Source organism: Myroides sp. JBRI-B21084 (assembly GCF_030545015.1).
Taxonomy (GTDB): Bacteria; Bacteroidota; Bacteroidia; order Flavobacteriales; family Flavobacteriaceae; genus Flavobacterium.
In genome coordinates this window covers 1,747,591-1,771,755 of record NZ_CP120653.1, presented here as the reverse complement: position 1 = coordinate 1,771,755, position 24,165 = coordinate 1,747,591, and the positions used below count along the sequence as shown (strand labels likewise).

General features: G+C 29.7%; 24 protein-coding genes. 8 read left to right on the top strand and 16 right to left on the bottom strand.

Annotated elements, in window-relative coordinates:
* Window positions 1-24: 24 nt before the first annotated feature.
* From P3875_RS08610 to P3875_RS08585, 6 genes are read left to right on the top strand one after another with little or no spacing between them, the layout of a single operon-like run.
* The gene (locus P3875_RS08610) at window positions 25-978 is read left to right on the top strand and encodes a GNAT family N-acetyltransferase (protein ID WP_303443561.1); all 954 of its coding nucleotides are present in this window, start codon (window positions 25-27) and stop codon (window positions 976-978) included.
* Entirely contained in the window at window positions 975-2,072 is a 1,098-nt protein-coding gene (locus P3875_RS08605; RefSeq protein ID WP_303443560.1) for a DegT/DnrJ/EryC1/StrS family aminotransferase, read from the top strand. Before P3875_RS08610 ends, P3875_RS08605 begins: the two co-directional genes overlap by 4 nt.
* Window positions 2,072-3,049, top strand: a complete 978-nt coding sequence (locus P3875_RS08600) for a hypothetical protein (protein ID WP_303443559.1) — start codon at window positions 2,072-2,074, stop codon at window positions 3,047-3,049. The genes P3875_RS08605 and P3875_RS08600 overlap by 1 nt, the downstream gene beginning before the upstream one ends.
* A 1-nt stretch (window position 3,050) precedes the next feature.
* Window positions 3,051-4,520 carry an oligosaccharide flippase family protein gene (locus tag P3875_RS08595; RefSeq protein ID WP_303443558.1) on the top strand — a complete coding sequence of 490 codons (1,470 nt, stop codon included), beginning with the start codon at window positions 3,051-3,053 and terminating at the stop codon, window positions 4,518-4,520.
* A 20-nt stretch (window positions 4,521-4,540) separates the two neighbouring features.
* Window positions 4,541-5,236: a transferase gene (locus P3875_RS08590; protein ID WP_303443557.1), complete on the top strand. Its 696-nt coding sequence runs from the start codon at window positions 4,541-4,543 to the stop codon at window positions 5,234-5,236.
* Complete coding sequence (locus P3875_RS08585; RefSeq protein WP_303443556.1) at window positions 5,236-5,628, top strand: sugar 3,4-ketoisomerase; 393 nt, start codon at window positions 5,236-5,238, stop codon at window positions 5,626-5,628. The genes P3875_RS08590 and P3875_RS08585 overlap by 1 nt, the downstream gene beginning before the upstream one ends.
* On the opposite strand, the gene P3875_RS08580 is transcribed toward P3875_RS08585, so the two are convergent.
* Window positions 5,613-6,494, bottom strand: a complete 882-nt coding sequence (locus P3875_RS08580) for a glycosyltransferase family 2 protein (protein ID WP_303443555.1) — start codon at window positions 6,492-6,494, stop codon at window positions 5,613-5,615. The two genes, P3875_RS08585 and P3875_RS08580, sit on opposite strands and share 16 nt — an antisense overlap.
* A 40-nt stretch (window positions 6,495-6,534) precedes the next feature.
* Between P3875_RS08580 and P3875_RS08575 the strand changes: the two genes are divergently transcribed.
* Window positions 6,535-7,593: a glycosyltransferase gene (locus P3875_RS08575; protein ID WP_303443554.1), complete on the top strand. Its 1,059-nt coding sequence runs from the start codon at window positions 6,535-6,537 to the stop codon at window positions 7,591-7,593.
* On the opposite strand, the gene P3875_RS08570 is transcribed toward P3875_RS08575, so the two are convergent.
* From P3875_RS08570 to P3875_RS08525, 10 genes are all read right to left on the bottom strand, one after another.
* Entirely contained in the window at window positions 7,570-8,496 is a 927-nt protein-coding gene (locus P3875_RS08570; RefSeq protein WP_303443553.1) for a glycosyltransferase family 2 protein, read from the bottom strand. The two genes, P3875_RS08575 and P3875_RS08570, sit on opposite strands and share 24 nt — an antisense overlap.
* Window positions 8,489-9,382 (bottom strand): glycosyltransferase family 2 protein, encoded by an 894-nt coding sequence (locus P3875_RS08565; protein ID WP_303443552.1) that lies wholly within the window; start codon window positions 9,380-9,382, stop codon window positions 8,489-8,491. Before P3875_RS08565 ends, P3875_RS08570 begins: the two co-directional genes overlap by 8 nt.
* Window positions 9,382-10,065 (bottom strand): cell division ATP-binding protein FtsE, encoded by a 684-nt coding sequence (locus P3875_RS08560; protein WP_303443551.1) that lies wholly within the window; start codon window positions 10,063-10,065, stop codon window positions 9,382-9,384. The genes P3875_RS08565 and P3875_RS08560 overlap by 1 nt, the downstream gene beginning before the upstream one ends.
* Window positions 10,066-10,129: 64 nt before the next feature.
* On the bottom strand, window positions 10,130-10,870 hold the full coding sequence (locus tag P3875_RS08555) for an acyl-[acyl-carrier-protein] thioesterase (RefSeq protein WP_303443550.1): 741 nt from the start codon (window positions 10,868-10,870) through the stop codon (window positions 10,130-10,132).
* Window positions 10,854-11,789 carry a tRNA (adenosine(37)-N6)-dimethylallyltransferase MiaA gene (gene miaA, locus P3875_RS08550; protein WP_303443549.1) on the bottom strand — a complete coding sequence of 312 codons (936 nt, stop codon included), beginning with the start codon at window positions 11,787-11,789 and terminating at the stop codon, window positions 10,854-10,856. The genes P3875_RS08555 and miaA overlap by 17 nt, the downstream gene beginning before the upstream one ends.
* Before the next feature lie 75 nt (window positions 11,790-11,864).
* Window positions 11,865-13,184, bottom strand: a complete 1,320-nt coding sequence (locus tag P3875_RS08545) for an exonuclease domain-containing protein (protein WP_303443548.1) — start codon at window positions 13,182-13,184, stop codon at window positions 11,865-11,867.
* A gap of 102 nt (window positions 13,185-13,286) precedes the next feature.
* Window positions 13,287-13,946 carry a YggS family pyridoxal phosphate-dependent enzyme gene (locus tag P3875_RS08540; protein WP_303443547.1) on the bottom strand — a complete coding sequence of 220 codons (660 nt, stop codon included), beginning with the start codon at window positions 13,944-13,946 and terminating at the stop codon, window positions 13,287-13,289.
* 51 nt (window positions 13,947-13,997) lie between these two features.
* Window positions 13,998-15,212 (bottom strand): DUF1015 domain-containing protein, encoded by a 1,215-nt coding sequence (locus P3875_RS08535; RefSeq protein ID WP_303443546.1) that lies wholly within the window; start codon window positions 15,210-15,212, stop codon window positions 13,998-14,000.
* A gap of 73 nt (window positions 15,213-15,285) precedes the next feature.
* Window positions 15,286-16,173 carry a 3-hydroxyacyl-CoA dehydrogenase family protein gene (locus P3875_RS08530; RefSeq protein WP_303443545.1) on the bottom strand — a complete coding sequence of 296 codons (888 nt, stop codon included), beginning with the start codon at window positions 16,171-16,173 and terminating at the stop codon, window positions 15,286-15,288.
* A gap of 44 nt (window positions 16,174-16,217) precedes the next feature.
* Window positions 16,218-17,183: a Gfo/Idh/MocA family protein gene (locus P3875_RS08525; protein ID WP_303443544.1), complete on the bottom strand. Its 966-nt coding sequence runs from the start codon at window positions 17,181-17,183 to the stop codon at window positions 16,218-16,220.
* Window positions 17,184-17,335: 152 nt separating this feature from the next.
* Between P3875_RS08525 and P3875_RS08520 the strand changes: the two genes are divergently transcribed.
* Window positions 17,336-17,980 carry a protein-L-isoaspartate(D-aspartate) O-methyltransferase gene (locus tag P3875_RS08520; protein WP_303443543.1) on the top strand — a complete coding sequence of 215 codons (645 nt, stop codon included), beginning with the start codon at window positions 17,336-17,338 and terminating at the stop codon, window positions 17,978-17,980.
* 18 nt (window positions 17,981-17,998) lie between these two features.
* Here the strand turns inward: P3875_RS08520 and smpB are convergent, their stop codons facing one another.
* From smpB to sucC, 5 genes are all read right to left on the bottom strand, one after another.
* A complete protein-coding gene (gene smpB / locus P3875_RS08515) occupies window positions 17,999-18,451 on the bottom strand; it encodes an SsrA-binding protein SmpB (RefSeq protein ID WP_303443542.1) in 453 nt (150 codons plus the stop codon).
* Window positions 18,452-18,535: 84 nt separating this feature from the next.
* Entirely contained in the window at window positions 18,536-21,079 is a 2,544-nt protein-coding gene (locus P3875_RS08510; protein ID WP_303443541.1) for an ATP-dependent Clp protease ATP-binding subunit, read from the bottom strand.
* 139 nt (window positions 21,080-21,218) lie between these two features.
* Window positions 21,219-21,977 carry a hypothetical protein gene (locus P3875_RS08505; protein WP_303443540.1) on the bottom strand — a complete coding sequence of 253 codons (759 nt, stop codon included), beginning with the start codon at window positions 21,975-21,977 and terminating at the stop codon, window positions 21,219-21,221.
* A 110-nt stretch (window positions 21,978-22,087) separates the two neighbouring features.
* Complete coding sequence (locus P3875_RS08500) at window positions 22,088-22,762, bottom strand: hypothetical protein (protein ID WP_303443539.1); 675 nt, start codon at window positions 22,760-22,762, stop codon at window positions 22,088-22,090.
* A gap of 174 nt (window positions 22,763-22,936) precedes the next feature.
* Window positions 22,937-24,130 carry an ADP-forming succinate--CoA ligase subunit beta gene (gene sucC, locus P3875_RS08495; protein ID WP_303443538.1) on the bottom strand — a complete coding sequence of 398 codons (1,194 nt, stop codon included), beginning with the start codon at window positions 24,128-24,130 and terminating at the stop codon, window positions 22,937-22,939.
* Window positions 24,131-24,165 lie beyond the last annotated feature (35 nt).

Sequence of the window (24,165 nt, the reverse complement as noted above, 5' to 3'; positions counted from 1 at the left end):
TTTTTGCTTTATTTCGTTGTTAGAATGATTAAAGAAAATTTAATAGAAATTGTTCGTTACAATGATTGGCTAAAAAACCAGTGGAACACTTTTGTTGATGAAACTAAAAACGGATGTTTTTTATTTCATCGCGATTTTATGGAATATCACAAAGATAAATTCCAAGATTTTTCTTTACTTATTTATTGTAATAGTGAGCTAACAGCCATTTTGCCAGCAAGTATTGCAAATAACGAAGTTACAAGTCACAAAGGTTTAACTTATGGCGGCATATTGGTGAAAAAAAACTGTAAGTTTGGTTTATTTAAATCTGTTTTTTTTGCTATAAACAATTATTTAGTGTCACAAAAAGTAACACATTTACATTTAAAAACGTTGCCAACTATTTATTGCGAAGTTGCAAACGATGAATTAGCTTATTTGCATCAATTTTATGGCGATGCTTTAGAGTTAAATATAGGTTCGGTTGTTTACAAAAACAGTAATTTTATATCGAAATCTATTATTAGAAACGCAAAAAATGCATTAAAAAAGGGAATCGAAATAAAAAAAACTAACGATTTTGATACATTTTGGAATGATTTATTAATTCCCAGATTAAACGAACGTTACAGTAAAAAGCCTATACATACGTTAACCGAAATAAAGCAATTGAAAGCACTTTTTCCTGATAAAATTGAATTAGTTGCAGCTTTTTTAAACAATGAAATGATTGCAGGAACGGTACTTTTTAAACATAAGAAATTTTTAAAATCGCAATATATAGCCAGTAAATCAAGTTTTAATAAATTAGGAGGATTGGATTTATTACATTTTGAAATTTTAAGAAATTTAAAACATGATTTTTTTGATTTTGGAACATCTTTAAATAATACATTAGCGTTAGAGAACGAAAACTTATTGGCTTGGAAAGAACAATTTGCTGCGCGCACCATAGTTTTTCCTACCTATACATTTAAAATTACAACGGTTTTATGATACCTTATTTAAATTTAAAAAAAATAAATCGCCCATATCAAGATGCATTTTTAGAAAAAACGAAACTTTTCTTTGAAAAAGGACATTATATTTTGGGCGATGAAGTACTTAAATTTGAACAAGAATTTGCAAGTTATTGTAATGTGTCACATTGTGTTGGTGTAGGAAACGGATTAGATGCCTTGGTTTTAATTTTTAAGGCTTATGTAGCGCTTGGGGTTTTAAAGCCTGGAGATGAAGTGTTGGTGCCGGCTAATACATATATTGCCAGTATTTTAGCTATTGAAAATGCGGGTTTAACACCTAAATTGGTTGATACCAATTTTTTAAACTACAATTTAACAATTGATGTTTTACAACAGCAAGTAACTCAAAATACTAAAGCTGTTTTAATGATACATTTGTATGGACAAATAACCGATGCTTTGGTTATTAAAACTTTTTGTAAAGATTTTGGCTTGTTGTTAATAGAAGATGCTGCGCAAGCACATGGCGCAATTTGTAACGATTTAAAAGCCGGAGCTATTGGAAATGCAGCAGGTTTTAGTTTTTATCCCGGTAAAAATTTAGGATGCTTGGGCGATGGTGGTGCAATTACAACCAATAACGCACAATTAGCCGATTGTGTACGTAGTTTACGCAATTATGGATCAGAATTTAAGTACCATAATATTTATAAAGGTATCAATTCGCGTTTAGATGAGCTACAAGCTGCATTTTTACGTTTAAAATTACCAGATTTAGATTTTGATAACAAAAAACGACAAGGAATTGCAAAACGATATTTATCTAAAATTACAAATCCGTTGGTTGTTTTACCTTTTGTAACAGATTTTAATGCACATGTTTTTCATATTTTTCCTGTACGAGTTGAAAATAGAGCCGAATTTCAGAATTATTTAATGGAACATGAAATTCAAACACTAATTCATTATCCTATTCCACCGCATAAGCAGCAGGCAATGATTGAATTACATCATTTGTATTTACCAATTTCAGAATTAATTCATAAACAAATTGTTAGTATACCTTTAAATCCATCGTTAACTGTTGAAGAACAGGATTTTATCATTGAAAAAATAAATGGTTATTAATGGATATTTATATAAAATCATTTAATCGTCCGTATTTATTACACAAGTGCATAGCAAGTATCTATCATTTTTTAAAAGAATTTGATGGCAGAATTGTAGTTTTAGACGATGGAACACCTCAAATTTATTTAGATAAAATAGTTGTTTTATTTCCTAACATAACAATTGTAAAATCGCCCTATTATGAACAAAAAAGTAAAGCAATATCTTTAAATCAAATTCCTGAGAATGTAATTCCTGCTAATTTTTGGAGAAATGAGGTTTTAAAAGGTTCTGAAAATTTTATTCTTTTAGAAGATGATATGTGGTTTGTGCAACCGTTTAATTATAAAAATTTTGTAAACGACGTTTATAGTTTAAAAATGGATATGATTAAATTTATGTGGATGAAAAACAGTAAGTTAATATCTAATAATATTATTCAAAAAGCAGAATATTTTAATATTGTTCAACCTAAAGTTCTAACTAAAAATCCTTTTTTGTTTGATGCCGTTTTTAATACCAATAAAATCAAGCTAAAATCGTTTGCTGAACTATTTTTTAATACAAATCAAAAAATATTAAATTATTACCAAATGTTTATTGTTGCGGGTGGGGTTTTTTCTAAAAAATATTATGAAACATGTTGGCAAAATAATCAAAATAAAGTTGATGAATTACAGCAGATTTTTAATTTATTGAAAAGCAAAAAATCTTTTAATTTAGGTAATTCTAATAAAGAATTGTTACAAACTACTTTAATATCAAAAGCAAGCAATAATGGTGATAAAACCACGTTTTCATTAAATGAATTTAATAAAAATTTAAATAATTATTGGTTAGGTTTATCGAACGTTGATTATAGTTTTAATGAAGATTTTTCACTGATTTTTATTAAAAAAGCATTAGCAAGCAGTAATGTTACATTTGAAGATTGGGAAAAATGGTATCAAAAAATAAAACAACCTTACACAGAAATGGGTTGTAAATTAGATTAAAATGAAACAAGAAAAGCACTATAAAACGTTATTTAAAGCAACATCGCTATTTGGTATTGTTGAAATAATTCGCTTGGCTTTACGCGTGATAACAAATAGTGCAGTTGGATATTTTTTTGGACCATCTGGTTTTGGTTTATATAATCTTGTTGATAATACCATACAACTAATAAGTTCGTTTACCAATTTTGGTATCAATTTTACTGGAATACGTGAAATTTCGGCTAAGAAAAATGAAAATCCAGAAATCTATAGAAAAAGTATTGTTGCATTACAACAATTTTCAGTATTAACAGGTTTGTTTGCGGCACTTATTTCTATCATTTTTGCAAATCAATTAAGTTTAATCACTTTTAATTCTGTAAATTATTTTTATTGGTTTTTACTTTTGTCTATCTACTTTATTGCTAACGGTTATACTCAAAGTTATATTATATTTTTAGAAGGATCACAGCATATAAATCGGTTGCTACAAATTAATGTTGTGGTAAATGCGCTAAGCACAGTTGTAATTTTGGTTGCTTTTTATTTTTTTCATCTAAATGGTATCATCGTTTCTATTATTTTAAATGCACTTATAGCTTTATACATTTATGTATCATTTAGTGGCTTACCAAAATTAAATGTGGCTTTTCCGTTTAAAGAAAAAAAAGCATATTTTAAAAAATATATTACTTCGGGTGGTTTGTTAGCAATCAATACGTTTGTAGGTTTTTTATCTTACTATTTAATTAGATTGTACTTAAAAAATGAAAGCGATGAATTATTAGGTTTTTATGGAGTAGCAAATGTTATTTTAGTATCTTACTTAGGTATTGTTTTTATTGCAACAGGTAAATTTTTCTTTCCAAAATTATCGTCTGAAATTAATTCTTTGAAAATAACTAATCAGTTAGTTAATAATCAGTTAGAGTTGAGTTTGTTAATCATTTTACCTGCTTTACTTTTTATTTATACGTTTGGTTTATTTTTAGTTAAAATTCTTTTTTCGGCAGCTTTTTTACCCGTATATCAAGTATTAGTTTTTGGGTTGTTTGCTATTGTTTACAGAGCTTTTAACTATGCAGTGGGCTATTTAATTTTGGCGCATCAAAACTACAAACACTATTTTTACATAAATTTATTTAGTGATTTGTTAAATGTAATATTGACTATTTTGTTTTATAAAATATGGGGAATAGTAGGTATAGGAGTATCATTATTTTTAAATTACTTATTATCTGCGATTTATATCTATTTTTATTCCCAAAAAATATATTTATTTAAACTTTCGGCAATTGTAAAAAAACAACTTTTTATTGTAAATCTAGTTTTATTAACAACTATTTTATGTTTTTATGTTTTAAATACTAAAATATTTAGTATTATTGGTTGTGTTTTTTTTATACTATCTACAGCATATAGTTTAAAAAAAATTGATGAATACTTGTTAGATTCTAAATTTAAAAATAAAGTAAAAGCATTATTTTGATTAAACGAATAAATCATTTTTTGAGCATTGATTGGTTTCAAACCTTATTGATTAATTTTAAAGCTTTTACTTTAAAAAATGCACTTTTATTGCCTGTTATTGTGTATCGAGGATTTAAAATTGTGCAATTTAAAGGTTCCATTCAATTAAATGTTACACCTAAATTTGGGCTGATTGGTTTTGGTCAATCGTACGAAATTTTTCAAAGGAAAAAAGGAATTGGAGAAGCTACAATTAATGGAATTTTAAGAATTAACGGTAAAGTTCAATTTGGTTTAGATACTAAAGTGTTTATAAACAATGATGCTGTTTTAGAACTTGGTCATATAAATTCATTTGCAAGTAGAACCGAAATTATTTGTTTTAAAAATATTATAATTCATGACTGGGTACAATTTGGAACAGATTGTTTAATTGTAGATACTAATTTTCATGGGTTGAAAGATTTATCAATCAACTCTTGTCTTGACATGAATAAGAAAATAGAAATTGGTGCTTATAATTATATTGGTGCCAGAACAACCATAAAAGGTAATACACAAACTCCTGAAAATTGTTTAATTGCAACTAATTCGCTTTGTAATAAAAATTATTTGATTTTGGGCGAAAACATTTTAATAGGCGGCATTCCTTCTAAATTAATTAAAGAACACATTGTGCGTGATTGGGAAAGTGAAAACGAAGCACTTGAAAAATATTTAACCATAAAACTATAATGAGCAAAATAATTACACTACCAAAAATAGAAGATCCAAGAGGAAATCTATCTGTTATTGAAGGAAATACCATTCCTTTTAAAATGAATAGAGTTTATTTTTTGTACGATGTACCTAGTGGTGCAGAGCGCGGCGGACATGCGCATAAAAATCAACAAGAATTTATAATAGCGGTATCGGGAAGTTTTCAGGTTATTTTAAATGATGGAACTGATGAAAAAGTTTATACACTTTTTAAACCCAATCAAGGGTTGTATGTACCTGTGAATACGTGGCGCGAATTAAGAAATTTCTCTGCTGGAGCTGTATGTTTAGTGGTTTCATCGGCCGAGTTTGACGAGAGTGACTACATTCGCGAATTTAACGAATTTAAAAATTATTTAAATAGATAAATTCTACACTTTAATTCAATTAAACTAAATTTAATTAAATCAATCAATCGTTTGTTTTTAAAACATTGCTCCATGCTATAATGTACTCTTTTTAACAAGGCTTTATGTTCTATTTTTAATGTATTTCGCTTCAAAGATTCATTATAAATTTGCCTTAATGATTTATTTATTTTTTGCGAAAATGTATCTTTTTTATGAAATTGATTTCCTAACGAATTTTTTAAAAAGCGTTTTTCAACCAAAAAATCGTCAATAAATTCAATTTTGTATTTTTTTGATAACCGCAACCAATAATCTAAATCTTCAAAAAATAAATCTTCATTATATCCGTTTAAAAGCTCAAAATGTTTACGTGTAAACATAGCCGAAACCGAGCACATGATATTACCACCGCTTAAAATACGTAAGTAATTGGTATTAAAAAGCGCATTATCTATAACTTTATTGTTCGCATTTACTTCAAAAAAAGTTTTTGTACGGTTTCCGTTTTCATCAATATAATAGGCGTTTCCAAAAACTAAAGCAGTAGAAGTGTTGTTAATACTATTAATTTGAATTTCAACACAGTTTGGCAATAAAACATCATCTGCCGAAAGATCAATTAAAAAATCGCCTGTACTTACTTTAAATCCTAAATTAAAAGCTTTTGTATTGCTAACTATTTTAGGCAGCTTTATGTATTTTATTTTGGGATGATTTTTTATAACAGTTTCAATTTCTTTATCAGAATTGTCGGAACTTCCATTGTTTATTACAATTAATTCAATATTTTTATAAGTTTGATTTATCACTGAAAGCATAGCTAGTTGCACAAACGCTTGGTGATTATAACAAATACAAATTACTGTAACTAAAGGTAACGCCATAAAAAAATTAATTACACAAATATAAACTTAAGATTTTAAATTGAACGCAATAAAAATAGCAATCCTAGTAACCGATTTTACGTTAGGCGGCATACAAAATTATGTTCGTACTAATGCAAAATTGTTAAAAGAAATGAAACATAAAGTTTCTATTATTGCAATTAATGATGCGCATGTTTTTGAAGATTTCGAAGTTATTAGTTTAAATAAGTTGTCTGCATATAAAAAACCGTTGTTTATTAGGCAGTTTATTAACGATAATTCAATAGATGTGCTAATGGATCATCGCACAAAATTGAGCTTTATTAAACATAAAATTTATGATTTTTTATTGCGAAAAACTCCAAAAATACAATTTATACACAGTGCAAATTTTAATTTATATTTTTATACGTACTGTTTGTTAGATAAGTTAGCGTATAAACATACTGCAATTTTTATTAGCGTTTCTAAACATATTAATCAGTTAGTTAATCAAAAATTGAACAAAGAAAGTGATGTGTTGTATCATTTTATAGAACAAAATACCGAAAATGATTATAAAAACAATAAAAAAGACATCATTTTTGTAGGAAGATTTGAAAACAATGTAAAAGATTTAACTTTTTTACTGAATGCTTATAAAATTTCAGAATTACATTTAAAAAATGTTGCATTTCATTTTATTGGAGATGGAAATGATAAAAACCTAATTTCTGAATTTGCATTAAAGAATAATTTAACAAACTTTATACAGTTACATGCAGCCGAAAATGACTTGGAAACTAGCTACAAGCAAGCAAAAGTAGTGGTTTTGGCTAGCCATTTTGAAGGTTTTCCTTTGGTTTTAATGGAAGCTTTACACTATGGAACTCCTGTAATTACCACGCCTTTTAATGATTCTGTTTTTGAATTGGTTCAGCATAACTTTAACGGAATTGTTGTTGAAAAAAAGTTAGATAGTTTTGCTGATGCTTTGAATAAAATGTGTTGCAACGATCAATTTTACAATACACTTTTGCAAAATATTGAAAAGCATAATGATTTGTTCACAAAGGATATAGCTATAAAAAAATGGGAAACTATTTTTGAAAAATTATTTAAAAACAGAATTACTTAATTTTAATTTTACTAAAAGTTGCTGCAATTTCAAAAGTTGCTGAAGAATTGGTTTTGGTGTTTTTAGTAAAATGCGTTTCTTTAATGATATATTATTGTAGTTTATTTCATTAACTAATTCTTTAAAACTTTTTAAATTATTATTTAATTTACTGTGCATTGCTGCAAAATAGCGCATTAAATCTAAATAAGTTTTTAGTTTTTCATTCGTTTTTTCTTCTTTTTCAAATTTTTTAAAATGTAATCTATCGTTTAAATCATCGGTTTTTTTTGATAAACTTTGGGCATCATGTTTATAAATAGCAAGCGTTTCCCAAGTAAAAACAATAGGGTAGTGCAAGCCAATGCGTATCCATAAATCGGTATCTTGTGCAATTTTAATAGTTTTATCAAAATTTCCAACTTTTTCAAAAACCGATTTATCAAAAACCGCACACGATGTCCATAAAACACATTCTTTTTTGCTTGCTTCAAAAAAATCAACAACTAAATCATTTTGGTTTGGATCAATAGAATACATCGATTTAAACGTATTCCATTTTGTTTCAACTTCAAAAGCGGCAGAAAAAACATATTGGTTTTTATATTTTTCTATTAACGTATTAAATGTTTCTAAAAAATGCGGATACCAGTAATCATCGGCATCTAAAAAGCAAATAAATTGAGCTTTTGCAAGCTTAATTCCGTTGTTTCTGGCTACGGAAACCCCTTGGTTTTGTTGGTGAATAATTTGTATGCGTTTGTCTGTATATTTTTGTAGCAATTCTATACTTCTGTCGGTAGAACCATCGTTTACAATAATTATTTCAAAATTTTGATACGTTTGCTGCAAAACACTTTTTAAGGTATTTTCAATAAATTGTTCTTTATTGTAAAGCGGTATTATGATTGAAAACTTAGTCATTTTGAGCTATTTTTATCAAATGATACAATTTGTAAAAATCAAGTAATTTTAAGTTAGGTTTATTGCTTTTTAAGTTTTTAAGTAGAATTTTTTCAGTGTTTTTACCGATTATAAATATACATTTTAATAAAAACGTTTGTTGTTCAATTTTTTTATAAAAGTGTAAAAGTTTAATGTATTTACTATCAATCAATTGGTTTTGTAACAAGTACCACGCATTTTCTACACTTAATAGACTTTTTTGTATGAAAATTTCATTTGTATCTAAGCCTAAATGATAAACAGGATTGTTTATATGAGTTATTTTATAATTGTTTTGCTTGCAATTAAAAGCAAACAAAGTATCTTCATGACCATATTTTTTTAACGATTGGTTAAATTGAATGTTTAAAAAAAGTTCTTTATTAATAAGAAAATTAGCTGAAGCAAAATTTTGAAATGGGTTTTTAATACGATTATTTGCTGATTTGCTTTCTTTTTTTATTCCATAATACCAACGTAAATATTCATTTTTAGTAGGTTTTTCTTTCTTATAACATATTCCACCAACAATAAAATGATTGTTTTTTGATATTTCGCTTAAATAATTTTTAATAAAATTCGTATGGACAGGCATTACATCGGCATCTAAAAAAAGCACATGATTAAAATGCGCTTTTTGTGTCAATATATTTCTTATTTCACTTCTGCCAACATTCTTACTTAAAACATTATAGAAACAATTATCTAAAGTATTTATTGAATAGTTTTCTGTAAAAAAAAATGAAGAACAATCATCTAAAACTAAAACTTCAAATGCAATATTTGCTTGTAAACATTGATTATTAATTTCATTAACAAGTGGAACTACATTGTAATTATATGTTGGTATTAATACAGATAGCATTAAATTGTTTTTTGAACTACTTCAAAAACTTTACCTTCATCACATTTTAAAGTTTTTGAAGGATATTTTAACAATAAAGCGTAATCGTGTGTGGCCATTAAAATGGTTCTGCCGTTTTGGTTAATTTTTTGAAGTACTTCCATAACTTCCACACTTGTTTGCGGATCTAAATTACCAGTTGGTTCATCGGCCAAAATTAATTCAGGATCGTTTAATAAAGCACGTGCAATAGCAACACGTTGTTGTTCACCACCAGATATTTGGTGCGGCATTTTTTTTAAGTGTTGCAACATTCCTACACGATCTAAAACATCTTCAATACGCAGATTCATGTCGTTTTCGTTAGTCCAACCAGTTGCTTTAAGAACAAACAATAAGTTTTCATAAATATTTCTATCAGGAAGTAGTTTAAAATCTTGAAAAACAATTCCTATTTTTCTACGTAAAAAAGGAATATCGTTTTGTTTTAAAGTACGTAAATCATAATCAACAATAACACCTTCGCCGTGTGTTAAATCTAAATCGGCATAAAGTGTTTTCATTAAACTACTTTTTCCAGAACCTGTTTTACCTATTAAATAAATAAATTCCCCCTTTTTTATATCGATACTCACATCGGTTAATATAGGTTCAGCTTCTTGAAAAATAGTTGCGTTATGTAGTTTTAATATAGATGTTGCCATGAATTTTTTTTGTAAAAATATCAAAAGTTATTGTTTAATAAAAGTAGTTGCTTAAAAAATGAATTTAATTTAGTGTAACATGCATTGCAAAACATAATTTTTGTTCAGCATAAATGTAAAAATAATATTCATTTGTAGATTGATAACCGTAAATTAAAGCTTTATTGTTAAAAGTAAGCTCTTTTAAATAGTTAATATCTAATGATTTTATGGAGTTATTTTGATGAAAATCTATAGGTAAACAATCTAAACACCATTCAATATATTTAACATTGTTTACATGATTTAAAGCGTCTAAATCAGAAAAAACAACATTATGTTCTTTAATTAACTGTGCTGGTTTAGTGGTGTTTATTTTTAAAAATGGTTGTTTAGTTGGTTTTTTATTTGGAAATTTTTCTAAATGATCATGGTTTATTTGTATAGCTTCGGGGCGTTTTTTTAGAGTATTTACACAAACCCATAAACTGTTAACACCCATAATTTTAGTATCATTTAAAAAAATCTCAAAATCGCGAATGGATTTTATTCCTGCTAAGGTTTCAATCCAAGTTTCAATTTCAATTGTTTGGTGCCATTGTGGTAAATCGTCAATTTCAATTCGCATACTGCTTAATACCCAAGCTTGGTTGTTTTTTTGCATGTCTAAATAACTCATACCACCTAAATCCGAGTGTTTACCAGCTACCGCTTGTAATATATTTAGTAAATCGGTAATTCTTATTTTTGAATTTACTGAGCATTTATCAATGGTCACTTGGCATGTACCTTTGTATAATGATGCAAATTTATTGGGTAATTGCATGTATGTATTTTATAATGTTTTCAATGTTTTCTTCATAACCAAACCATTTGGTTTGTTCATTGCGTTTAAACCAAGTAAGTTGCCTTTTTGCAAAACGACGTGTATTTTTTTTAATTTCGTCAATAGCTGTTTCTAAAGTTATTTTTTGATTGAAATAATCAAACAACTCACGGTAACCAACCGTTTGTAAAGCGTTTAGTTTTTCGTGTTGTTTTAGGTTTGCAACTTCATTAAGCAATCCGTTTTGCATCATTAAATCAACTCTTTTGTTAATTCTATCATACATAATTTCTCTCGGCGCTTCTAAACCAATTAAAATAGGTTCAAAATTTCGTTGCTTTTTGGGTTGATTTAAAAAAGTTGAATATGGTTTGTTAGCTGCTAATGAAACGCCAATGAAACGCTTCATTCTTTGTTGGTTTTGAAGTGTTTGTGGGTTTGTTGTTTTTAAAAAGTTAAAATAATTGGGATCTAATTTTTGTAAAGTTTCATGTAGATATTCATATCCATTTTCTTTGAAATTCTTTTCAATTTCCTCTCTAATTTCATTCGAAACATCCGGAAAATCGTCAAATCCTGTTAAAACAGCATCAACATATAATCCTGACCCCCCCACAACAATTTGTAAGTTGCTTTCTTTAAATAATTCATCAAGTAAAACCAAAACTTCTTTTTCATAATCGCCAACATTGTAATTTTCTGTTATTGATTTATTTTGTATAAAATGATGTTTTGCTTGTTTAAGTTCTTCGGCTGAAGGTACAGCAGTTCCTATTGACATTTCTTTGAAAAATTGTCTGCTATCACACGAAACAATATCGCAATTAAAATAATTTGCCAATTTTATGGCGCATGCTGTTTTACCAATTGCGGTTGCGCCCACAATAAAAATTACGTAATTTTTTTTTGAATGCTGCATTTATTATTTTTAAAAAACCTTAACTAAATGTTTACGTGGTTTTATTTATCTTTTTGATTTTTATTGTTTTGTAAATTAAAAATTAATGGTTTTAAAATCTTTTTTTGTTGATACATAATTTTTAATCGTATTTAAACTGTCTTTAGTATAAACCAGTGGAATTAGTATTTTATGTAACACATCTGTATTTAAAATTTGATAGTTTAAATCGAAAAAGCAATACCCTTTAAAAACACCTTCATCAATAACAACGGCGCTTTTTTCGTTAAAATGCCTGCCTTTTAAAACAATTATTTTTTTGTGCCAGTTTAAATTGTTTTTTAAAATTAAATCGTTAAAAAGTTCGTTGTGCATTTGTGTTGGATACGAAATGTTTTCGGCTAATGAAATTTCATTTTGCACTTGTTCTACAATTTCGTTTTCTTTATACAAATCATTTATAAATTGTAAGGCACTTTTTTGGTTTTTAAATGCTTGAATTGCATTTTTTCTACCATCGGTTTTATGTATTTTTAATGTTTCGAAGCCGTTTTCTAACTTTTCTTTATAAACTGACCATAAATAGGGCGATTTGCGTTGTGTTACGTTTAAAACGGGTTTATTGTGCAATAATTCTTCACGTTCTTTTAACAATGCAATTAATTCATTTCCGGTTTCTTCAAAAGTTACCGTATAAACTTCGTTTTGAATACGTTTTGCAATTTTGGTATCAGCAGTAAAAATTTGATTTAATTTTTTACGAATATTGTTGCTTTTACCAATAAAAATTATGTTTCCTTTATCGTTATGTATGTAAAAAATACCAATTGTTGATGGTATATTTTGTAAAATATCAAATAATTTTGGTGAAATTCCTTTATAAACTTCGTTTTTAATTTGCTGTTTTACAATTTGTTTGTCAATATCTTTATCTAATAAAAGTTTAAATAACTTTAAAGTTGCCATAGCGTCGCCACTTGCTCTGTGTCTATCTGCAATAGGAATACCTAAAGAGCGCACTAACTTCCCTAAACTGTATGATGCAACATTTGGCAGTAAAATTTTAGACATTTCAACGGTACACAACGTGGGTTTCTGAAAGTTATAACCTAAACGATTAAATTCTAATTGTAAAATGCGGTAATCAAAAGGGGCATTGTGTGCAACTATAATGCAATCATTAGTTATTTCTATAATGCGCTTGGCAATTTCATAAAATTTTGGAGCCTGGCGCAGCATAGCATTATTTATACCTGTAAGTTTTACAACAAAAGGTTGAATAGGGATTTCGGGGTTAACCAAACTAATAAATTGATCTACAATATCAACACCATCAAACTTATAAATAGCAATTTCGGTAATACCTTCTTTATTAAATTGTCCACCGGTGGTTTCTATATCTATTATTGCGTACATTCTGTTAGTTTGTCAGCCAAAAAATAGGCTGGTTTCTTAAAAGGCTAAAATACGAAAAATGTTTACTAAAGTGCGAACTCAATTTTGTAATTGGTATGTTTTTTATCGGTTGCCAAAAATACTGCTGCCTATTCTTACAATAGTGCTGCCACATTCCATGGCAATTTTATAATCGCCACTCATACCCATTGAAAGTTGTTGAAAATGACAGTTTGGTAATTGATAAGGCTGTAAATAATCAAAAATATCTTTTAATGACTGAAATTCTTTTCGAATAATGTCGCTATTTTCTGTATAAGATGCCATTCCCATTAAACCAATTACTTTAATGTTTTCTAACGATTTAAATTCATCTGAATGTATTAATTGAAGTAATTCATCGTGTGCTAATCCAAATTTTGATTCTTCGGTTGCTATATAAACTTGCAACAAACAAGGAATTATACGACGCCATTTTTTTGCCTGACGGTTAATTTCAACCAAAAGTTTTAAACTATCAACACCATGAATTAAACTTACATAAGGCGCCATGTATTTAACTTTGTTGGTTTGTACATGGCCAATCATATGCCATTGAATGTCTTTTGGCATTTGCTGCCATTTTTCGGTCATTTCTTGAATTTTGTTTTCGCCAAAAATACGTTGACCTGCATTATATGCTTCCATTAAATCAGTCACAGGTTTGGTTTTAGAAACCGCTACCAAATGCACGTTTTTTGATAAAGTACTATTTATTTTTTGTATGTTTTCAGCTATATTCATTATTAACAACAAAGTTTTTAAGTATTACAAAAAGTTTTAAACAATTTTTGTTTAAAATTCATAAATAATTAAACCATTGCGCAATTTTGGTTCAATATAAGTGCTTTTTGGAGGCATGGTTAAATTATTGTCGGCAAGTGTTTTAATTTCGTTAATTGATGAAGGATATAAAATAAAACCGACTTTAAATTCACCATTGTCAACTTTATTTACCAACTCAATAATATTTTTATTTCCAGGAATGTAACTAATTCTGCTGTCGGTTCTTAAGTCTTTTATGTTTAATAAAGGATTTAATATTTTATCGTATAAAATTTGTGCGTCTAAAGTGTTTATAATCGATGTATCTGCAGGAATGTTTTTTAAGGTTAACGAATAAAAAATACCATCTAAATACATACCAAAGCTATATTTTGTTGTTGGTTTCCAAAATTCATGAACCTTTTCTACAATAAAATCGTTATTTAAAATATTTAAAAAATCGTTCGATTCCAAACCGTTTAAATCGTGTACCAATCTATTGTATTCATTAATTTGAATTAATTTTTCGCAAATTAAAAAACTCATAAAATAGTTCATACTTTCACTTGCATTTTCACCATTTTCATTTAATAATAAGTTTGATGTTGCTGAACGATGATGACCATCTGCTATATACAAATTTGGCATTTTTTTAAATGTTTGTTGTATAAAATCAAGATCTTCGTTAGTGTCTATCTTCCAAACGGTATGGCGTTCGCGGTTAGTGGTAGAAAAATCGTACAAAGCAAGTTCATTCATTTTTAATGCGATCCATTGTTCTAAAGCATCACAATTTGGATACATCATTAACACGGGTTCTGTATTAAAACGGGTTTCATTAAAATAATCTTTTAAATTTTCAACGCGGTATTGCAAAGTGTTTTCGTGTTTTTTAATCACATTTTCTTTGTAATCGATTATAGAAGTACCTGCTAAAATTCCAATAAAATTATTTTTTTTCGATTTAATTTGATACAGATACATGGCCGGATTTTCATCTTTAATTAAAATACCGTCACGTTTAAAATCTTCGTATTTTGTAGCTACCATTTTGTAACGCAACAAAGGATCAATTTTTTCTTGATTGATGAAGGCTAAATTTACAATATGTAGAAACGAAAACGGATTAAAATCTAACCAAGAAGCCAATTCGGCTGCCGAATATTCATCGTAGGGACGTGTAGTTACAAGCGCAACTTTATCAGCCGATGGGCGTACCGCTTTAAATGGAATAATATCTGCCATGTTGTTTTTTTTAAACACAAAAGACAATTGAACCTAAGCTCAATCGTCTTTAAAATTTTATATATCTATATGGTTAAGAAAACATTTTTGCAACTTTTTCTGCTTTTTTGCTTTCTGAATAATCATAAAAACCTTCTCCTGATTTTACACCTAACTTACCTGCCATAACCATATTAACCAATAAAGGGCATGGTGCGTATTTAGGGTTTTTAAAGCCATCATACATTACGTTTAATATTGATAAACATACGTCTAAACCAATAAAATCTGCTAATTGTAATGGCCCCATTGGGTGTGCCATACCTAATTTCATAACGGTATCAATTTCACTTACACCAGCTACACCGTTGTATAATGTTTCAATAGATTCGTTAATCATTGGCATTAAAATACGGTTTGCAACAAAGCCTGGATAATCATTAACTTCAGTTGGGGTTTTTCCTAAAGCAACAGATAAATCCATTATTTTTTTAGTAACGTCATCGCTTGTATTGTACCCACGAATAATCTCGACCAATTTCATAATTGGCACCGGATTCATAAAGTGCATACCAATTACACGTTCTGGATTTTTTACAACCGCTGCAATTTGTGTAATTGAAATTGAAGAAGTGTTTGATGCTAAAATGACATCTTCACGACAAACTTCACTTAATTCTTTAAAGATGTTTAATTTTAAATTGATGTTTTCTGTAGCAGCTTCAACAACTAAATCTACATTTACAACACCATCTTTAACATCGGTGTAGGTAATAATATTTTCAATAGTAGCTTTTTTATCGGCTTCGGTAATTGATCCTTTTGCAAGCATACGGTCTAAATTAGCCACAATGGTGTTCATACCACGTTCTATTGCTTGGTCCGAAATATCAATTAAACAAACTTTAAATCCTTTTTGTGCAAATGTGTGGGCAATTCCGTTACCCATTGTTCCTGCACCAATTACAGCTATATTTTTCATTTTTATTTTTTAATACGAATTTATGCGAATATACTTTTTTTAATTTATTTATCGAAACAATTAATGATTTGATGTGCAATTCTTAATGCTTCGGTACCATCTTCTAATGTTACAATAGGAGTGGTGTTGTTAGTTATGGCATCGGCAAATGTTTCCAACTCATCTAAAATAGCGTTGTTGCTAGCTACCGATGGATTATCGAAATAAATTTGTTTTTTAGCGCCTTCGGCATTTTGAAGAATTAAATCAAAATCTCCTGGAACTTCAGGTGCATCTTTCATTTTTACCACTTCACAAATTTTATCTAAATAATCAACAGAAATATAAGCGTCTTTTTGAAAAAATCGAGCCTTACGCATATTTTTCATTGAAATTCTGCTTGATGTTACATTGGCAACACAACCGTTTTCAAACTCGATACGTGCATTGGCAATATCGGGCGAATCACTAATTACAGCAGTTCCCGTTGCATGTATGTTTTTTACAGGCGATTTTACAACGCTTAAAATAGCATCTATATCATGTATCATTAAATCTAATACCACAGGAACATCGGTTCCACGAGGATTAAATTCGGCCAAACGATGCGTTTCTATAAACATTGGGTTTTGAATTTTGTTTTTAACCGCCATAAAAGCAGGGTTAAAACGTTCTACATGCCCAACTTGACCTTTTACGTTGTATTCTTTTGCTAATTGAATAATGTGTTCGGCTTCGGCAACTGTATTAGAAATGGGTTTTTCTAAAAAAATATGTTTGCCTGCTTTTATGGCTTCTATTGCACAATCGTAATGCGAAAGAGTAGGAGTAACAATATCAACAACATCAACTTCAGCAATTAAAGCGCTAATTGTATCAAAAGATTTATAACCAAACTCAGCTGCAACTTTTTCAGCGTTTTCTTTGAATGGATCGTAAAAACCAATCAATTCGTATTTTGTAGATTGATTTAACAATCGTAAATGGATTTTTCCTAAATGACCTGCGCCTAATACGCCAACTTTTAACATAATGAATGTTTTTTGCAAAGGTAAAATATATTTGAAAACCGAAGTGTTTTATTAGCTGAAAGTTACAATTTTGTTAAAAATAATTCGTTTAAATGCTTGTGCTAACTGTGAAAATATGCGTAATTTTGATTGCTTAAGAAACGATTTAAAACGTGAAAGACACCGCAAAACATCAAGGATTACGCAATCAGTTAATTAAATTATTGGCCGAAAAAGGTATTTACGACCAAAACGTGCTTATGGCCATGAGTACCATTCCAAGACATTTGTTTTTAGAATCGGGTTTTCATGATTTTGCATATCAAGATACTGCTTTTCCAATTGGTGCGGGGCAAACTATTTCACAACCTTACACAGTGGCTTTTCAGTCACAATTATTGCAAGTGAAACCCGATGATAAAATTTTAGAAATTGGTACAGGATCGGGTTATCAAACGGCTGTTTTATGTAAAATGGGTGCAAAGGTTTTTACAATTGAACGCCAAAATGAATTGTACCGCAAAACATCGGTTTTATTGCCAAAATTAGGCTATCGCCCGCGTGTAGTTTCGTTTGGTGATGGATATAAAGGCTTGCCTAAAGATGCGCCGTTTGATGGTATTATTGTTACTGCGGGTGCACCTTTTATTCCGCAACCGTTAATGGCGCAACTTAAAATAGGGGGTAGGTTGGTGATACCCGTAGGTGATGAAAAACAAATTATGACACTTTTGGTACGTACTTCGGAAACGCACTTTGAACAACACGAATTTGGCGATTTTAAGTTTGTGCCGATGTTGGAGGATAAGAATAGATAAAAAAAACTTATTAGTTTCCTAATAAGCTTTCTTTAAACGGGCTAAATCAATTTTATTATCGCGATCTTTAATGGTTTCGCGTTTATCGTACAATTTTTTACCTTTTGCTAAGGCAATTTCAACCTTTGCCAAGCCTTTTTCGTTGGTAAACAAGCGCAAAGGTACAATGGTTAAACCTTTGTTTTGCACGCTTTTATGTAACGATTTTAATTCTTTTTTGTTTAAAAGTAATTTGCGTTCGCTTTTTGCTTTATGGTTGTAATGCGTACCAAACGAATATTCTTCAACATGTGAATTAATCATAAATAATTCACCGTTTTGGAACTCACAAAAACTATCGGCAATCGATGCTTTTCCCAAACGAATTGATTTTATTTCGGTTCCAGCCAAAACTATTCCAGCAGTATATTTTTCAATAAACTCAAATTCAAATTTGGCACGTTTATTTAATATGTTCACATTTTTTTGCATGTTACAAATGTAGTAAAAGTTGCTGTTTTGTAAAACCATTTAAAAGCAAAAGTAGCAAGTTTTACTTGCTACTTTTAAAAATATTTAACTTTTTAAAGATGAATTGGCATCTTTTATAGTAACCTTTAATTGATCTTCGTTTGCTACTTTATCCATTAAAAGCACGTCGTTTTCGTGTATATTGCCATTTATAATTTCTTCGGCTAATAAATCTTCAACGTATTTTTGAATGGCACGTTTTAATGGGCGAGCACCGTATTGTTTATCAAAACCTTTATCAGCAATAAAATCTAAAGCATTTGGTGTTAACTCTAAATGATAGCCTAGATTACTTACACGTTGATATAATTTTTCAATTTCTATATTGATAATTTTATGAATGTGTTCTTTTTCTAAAGCGTTAAACACAACAACATCATCAATTCTGTTTAAAAATTCGGGTGCAAAAGCCTTTTTTAAAGCGTTTTCAATCACCGATTTTGATAAGTCATCTTGCTGATCTTGTTTTGATTTGGTTCCAAAACCAACACCTGTACCAAAATCTTTTAGCTGACGCGCACCAATGTTTGATGTCATTATGATTATAGTGTTTCTAAAATCAATTTTTCTACCCAAACTATCGGTTAAATGTCCATCGTCTAAAACTTGAAGCAACATATTAAATACATCGGGGTGAGCTTTTTCAACCTCGTCTAGTAATACTACTGCGTATGGTTTTCTACGTACTTTTTCGGTTAATTGTCCACCTTCTTCATAACCAACATACCCAGGAGGTGCACCAACTAAGCGTGAAATGGCAAATTTTTCCATATACTCGCTCATGTCAATACGAATCAGTGCGTCTTCAGAATCAAAAATTTCTTTAGCAATAACTTTTGCTAATTGTGTTTTACCAACACCCGTTTGCCCTAAGAAAATAAATGAACCAATTGGTTTGTTCGGATCCTTTAAACCTGCTCTATTGCGTTGTATTGATTTTGCAATTTTAGCAACAGCTTCGTCTTGCCCAATCACTTTTCCTTTAATAGCATCGGGTAATTTAGCCAATTTTTTGCTTTCGGCTTGCGCAATTTTATTAACTGGAATACCTGTCATCATAGAAACAACATCGGCAACATGTTCTTCTGTTACTGTAATTTTGTTATTTTTAGAATCTTCTTCCCAACGTTCTTGGGCAACAGCTAAATCTTTTTCAATGCGTTTTTCATCATCACGTAAAGCTGCTGCTTCTTCGTATTTTTGACGTTTAACAGCATCAGATTTTTTATCACGTACTTCTTCTAATTCTTTTTCAAGATTTAAAATATCATCAGGCACCTCAATGTTTGTAATATGTACACGCGAACCTGCTTCGTCTAAAGCATCAATGGCTTTATCTGGTAAAAAGCGATCGCTCATGTATCTACTTGTTAATTTAACACAAGCTTCAATAGCTTCTGGCGTGTAAATTACATTGTGGTGGTCTTCGTATTTAGGTTTAATGTTGTTTAAAATGGTAATTGTTTCTTCTTCGGTAGTTGGCTCTACTATTACTTTTTGAAAACGACGCTCTAATGCACCATCTTTTTCGATGTATTGACGGTATTCATCTAAAGTTGTTGCACCTACGCATTGAATTTCACCACGTGCCAACGCTGGTTTAAACATGTTTGATGCATCTAATGAACCAGTTGCGCCACCTGCACCCACAATTGTATGAATTTCATCAATAAAAAGAATAATGTCATCATTCTTTTCTAATTCATTCATAACTGCTTTCATACGTTCTTCAAACTGTCCGCGGTATTTTGTACCTGCAACCAAGCTTGCCAAATCTAAAGTTACCACACGTTTGTTAAACAAAATGCGCGATACTTTCTTTTGAATGATGCGTAACGCCAAACCTTCGGCAATGGCCGATTTACCAACACCTGGTTCACCAATTAATAAAGGGTTATTTTTTTTACGGCGCGATAAAATTTGCGAAACGCGTTCTATTTCTTTTTCACGACCCACAACGGGATCTAGTTTTCCTTGCTCTGCTAATTCGGTTAAATCGCGACCAAAATTATCTAAAACAGGAGTCTTAGATTTTTTTCCAGATTTGTTTTGCGCAGATGGATTATTAAATCCGTCTGACATACTGTCACCTCTTTCGTCATCATCGAACGCACTGTTTCTAGGTTGCTCATTTAACGATTCTGAGTTTGATAACAAACTAACAAATTCTTCTTTTGCGTTTTCGTAATCAACTTTGCAACGATTTAAAAGAATAGTTGATGGATCTTCGGTATTTCTAAGTATCGACATAAGAATATGACCGGTATTAATCACATCGGTTTTATAAAGTTTCTTTTCCAAAAAAGCACGTTTTAAAGCGTTTTCGGCTTGTTTTGTAAGATGAATATTCTTTTTTTCGTTGTTTATAATTTTATTAGGGTTTTCAGGAATCAATGCTTCAAATCGATTTCTAAGAAATTCTAAATCAATTGATAAGTTTTGTAATATCGTAATTGCTTCGCCTTGGCTTTCGCGCAAAATGCCTAGCATGATATGCTCTGTACCAATATAATCGTGCCCTAAACGTAAAGCTTCATCTCTACTAAAGGTAATTACTTCCTTTACTCTTGGTGAAAAATTGTCGTCCATTTTAAAATATTTAGGGTTTTTATTTTTAACATATCAAAATCTGTACCGTTACAAATTTCATGTCAGTTTCTATTTTTTTCTATATCTAATGTAGATAAAATAATTCTATATTCCTAGGGATTGCAATAAAAAAGATAGCTTAATTGCTATCTTCGTTAATTGAATTTATAATTGATTCTTCTGGAGTGTTATCTACTGGTTCTTCACTATAATCTTCTTCGTAATACTCCTCTGGCTCATTCATTGATTTTATTTCGTCTTCGGTATACTGATAATTTAGGTTGAATTTCTTTGTTTTTTTATCGTAAACCAGAGCTTCTTTTCGGTAATCAGTTTTAATAATTAAACCACCACAAGTTGCAGGAGTTAATTTAGCTTCGTTTTCGTAAATTTTTGAACCTACTTTAAAAGAATTTATGGTTGGCAATTCGTTTTCGTATTTTTTTACAAATAAAACTTCGCCTTTATGGTTAAAAATCACCAACATACTGCTTTTAAAATCGTTATGTTCAAATAAAACAGCCATGTCGTCGTCGTCGTTATCATCATCGGTAAAATCGCCAAAAGCATAAACCGATTTTGCACGATCTGGAATTTTTGTTAAAAAATAAGTGCCATCTAAAAACTTATTTACATCCATAAAATTATAAACGAACATTTTATAGTTTTCAGGAATTTGATCGTATTCTGAAACCGAAAATATTTGATCAACCGGATTGTAAGCAGCTGCATCAGCAGGTAAAGCATCATCGTTATTGTTTTTATTGATATTCCAATAAATTCCTACCGAAATAGCCAATAATGCTGTAATTAATAAAGTAATGTACAACCCTTTTTTAGATTTTTTAGGTTGTGTTAGTGTGTTTTTTTCTTGTGAATTTTCATTAATTGTTTCCATTTCTCTTTCTAAATTTTAAATCAAATGTAATAAAATTAACTAAAATTGCAATAAAAGAGGTTAGAACATAAAAAAACCAAGCCCGATATTAATCGGGCTTGGTTGCTATTTTAATTTAAAATAAAATTAAAAGTAAGTGAACTAAATAATTTTCTGTAAGATAATGTTGCTTGCGAGCCATCGTAAAATTTTGCTTTTGTAATGTCTCTATTTGCAAAGGTGTAGCCAATGGCTAAACGGGGTTCAATATCTATAAATTTTGTTTTTAATAAATAACTTACACCTGTGTTTATATAAAAATTGAATCTTTTATCGTTACTAATTTCTTCTGTAAAAAGTAACTCAACACCATTTTTATCTTCATAGTTAGTGTATGAAAAATATCCAGGATTTCTTTTATAAACCGTACCTAATCCTAAAAAAGGCTTAAAATTAGTAGCTGTTTTTTTTATGATATTTGCTTCTAAATCCCAATATCCGTCGGTATAAAATTCATCAAATGTATAATTTGTTATTTCTTTATAATTGATATTATAATATTTTGAAAATTTTTGTCGGCCATAACCAAAAGCCAACTGCAAATCATACGATTCTGATTCGCGACGCACAAATACCCCACCTTTTAAAGGGATTGCTGTATGTATAGCTACATCAAACATATTAGGGTCGTTATTGGTTAAAAGTAAATCAACCCCAAGCCTTGCACCAAATTTATATTTTGTTTGTGAGTATAATGGGTTTGTTACAACTAAAAGCAATAGTAAATAAACTTGTATTTTATGCATTAATTAAATTTTAGTAAAGTTATATTTTGTTAAAAAATAACTCAAAATGTAATGGTTTTATTGTGTATAGTTGTTATTTTTTATTTTGAATTATATATGAAAGGTATGAACATAAAAAAACCAAGCCCGATATTAATCGGGCTTGGTTGTATAATAGAAAATACTAATCTAAAATTAAGATAAAGCTTCTTTAACGCGATCTGATGCTTCTTGAAATTCGATAGCTGATAAAATTGGCATTCCAGATTCGTCGATAATTTGTTTAGCTAAATCGGCATTTGTACCTTGTAAACGTACAATAATTGGCACTTTAATATCGTCGCCCATGTTTTTGTAAGCATCTACAATACCTTGTGCAACACGGTCGCAACGAACAATTCCTCCAAAAATATTAATTAAAATAGCTTTTACGTTAGGATCTTTTAAAATAATACGGAAAGCAATTTCAACACGTTTAGCATCAGCAGTACCACCTACATCTAAAAAGTTAGCTGGTTCAAAACCTGCATACTTAATTAAATCCATAGTAGCCATTGCTAAACCAGCACCGTTTACCATACAACCTACAGTACCATCTAAATCAACATAGTTTAAACCTGCTGCTTTAGCTTCAACTTCAATAGGACGTTCTTCAGTAACATCGCGCATTTCAGCGTAATCTGCATGACGGTAAAGTGCGTTATCGTCTAAAGTAACTTTAGCATCAACAGCAATAATTTTATCGTCTGAAGTTTTTAAAACTGGGTTAATTTCAAACATAGATGCGTCACAACCAACATAAGCTTTGTATAATGCATCAACAAATTTTACCATTTCTTTGAAAGCACCACCTGATAAACCTAAGTTAAAAGCAATTTTACGAGCTTGGAAACCTTGTAAACCTACAGCTGGGTCAATTTCTTCGGTAAAAATTAAATGAGGCGTGTGTTCAGCAACTTCTTCAATATCCATACCACCTTCGGTAGAATACATAATCATGTTTTTACCTGAACCACGGTTTAATAAAACCGACATATAAAATTCTGAAGTTTCACTTTCACCAGGATAGTATACATCTTCAGCAATTAAAACTTTATTTACTCTTTTTCCTGTTGGAGGAGTTTGAGGAGTAATTAAATCCATACCAATAATTTGGCCTGCGATTTCTTTAACTTGGTCTAAGTTTTTAGCTAACTTTACACCACCACCTTTACCACGGCCACCAGCATGAATTTGTGCTTTAATAACATGCCAGCCTGTACCTGTTTCATCTGTTAACTGTTTTGCTACTGTTACTGCTTCTTCAGCTGTGTTAGCTACATGACCGCGTTGAACACGTACACCGTAACTAGAAAGTATCTGTTTACCTTGAAATTCGTGTAAATTCATTAATTATATGTTTTTTAGAGCTACAAAAATATAAA

Bases quoted from the DNA above. Each gene is read 5' to 3' on its own strand.
- P3875_RS08610 (WP_303443561.1), top strand. From the start codon at position 25: ATGATTAAAGAAAATTTAATAGAAATTGTTCGTTACAATGATTGGCTA.
- P3875_RS08605 (WP_303443560.1), top strand. From the start codon at position 975: ATGATACCTTATTTAAATTTAAAAAAAATAAATCGCCCATATCAAGAT.
- P3875_RS08600 (WP_303443559.1), top strand. From the start codon at position 2,072: ATGGATATTTATATAAAATCATTTAATCGTCCGTATTTATTACACAAG.
- P3875_RS08595 (WP_303443558.1), top strand. From the start codon at position 3,051: ATGAAACAAGAAAAGCACTATAAAACGTTATTTAAAGCAACATCGCTA.
- P3875_RS08585 (WP_303443556.1), top strand. From the start codon at position 5,236: ATGAGCAAAATAATTACACTACCAAAAATAGAAGATCCAAGAGGAAAT.
- P3875_RS08580 (WP_303443555.1), bottom strand. From the start codon at position 6,494: ATGGCGTTACCTTTAGTTACAGTAATTTGTATTTGTTATAATCACCAA.
- P3875_RS08570 (WP_303443553.1), bottom strand. From the start codon at position 8,496: ATGACTAAGTTTTCAATCATAATACCGCTTTACAATAAAGAACAATTT.
- P3875_RS08565 (WP_303443552.1), bottom strand. From the start codon at position 9,382: ATGCTATCTGTATTAATACCAACATATAATTACAATGTAGTTCCACTT.
- P3875_RS08560 (WP_303443551.1), bottom strand. From the start codon at position 10,065: ATGGCAACATCTATATTAAAACTACATAACGCAACTATTTTTCAAGAA.
- P3875_RS08555 (WP_303443550.1), bottom strand. From the start codon at position 10,870: ATGCAATTACCCAATAAATTTGCATCATTATACAAAGGTACATGCCAA.
- miaA (WP_303443549.1), bottom strand. From the start codon at position 11,789: ATGCAGCATTCAAAAAAAAATTACGTAATTTTTATTGTGGGCGCAACC.
- P3875_RS08545 (WP_303443548.1), bottom strand. From the start codon at position 13,184: ATGTACGCAATAATAGATATAGAAACCACCGGTGGACAATTTAATAAA.
- P3875_RS08540 (WP_303443547.1), bottom strand. From the start codon at position 13,946: ATGAATATAGCTGAAAACATACAAAAAATAAATAGTACTTTATCAAAA.
- P3875_RS08535 (WP_303443546.1), bottom strand. From the start codon at position 15,212: ATGGCAGATATTATTCCATTTAAAGCGGTACGCCCATCGGCTGATAAA.
- P3875_RS08530 (WP_303443545.1), bottom strand. From the start codon at position 16,173: ATGAAAAATATAGCTGTAATTGGTGCAGGAACAATGGGTAACGGAATT.
- P3875_RS08525 (WP_303443544.1), bottom strand. From the start codon at position 17,183: ATGTTAAAAGTTGGCGTATTAGGCGCAGGTCATTTAGGAAAAATCCAT.
- smpB (WP_303443542.1), bottom strand. From the start codon at position 18,451: ATGCAAAAAAATGTGAACATATTAAATAAACGTGCCAAATTTGAATTT.
- P3875_RS08510 (WP_303443541.1), bottom strand. From the start codon at position 21,079: ATGGACGACAATTTTTCACCAAGAGTAAAGGAAGTAATTACCTTTAGT.
- P3875_RS08505 (WP_303443540.1), bottom strand. From the start codon at position 21,977: ATGGAAACAATTAATGAAAATTCACAAGAAAAAAACACACTAACACAA.
- P3875_RS08500 (WP_303443539.1), bottom strand. From the start codon at position 22,762: ATGCATAAAATACAAGTTTATTTACTATTGCTTTTAGTTGTAACAAAC.
- sucC (WP_303443538.1), bottom strand. From the start codon at position 24,130: ATGAATTTACACGAATTTCAAGGTAAACAGATACTTTCTAGTTACGGT.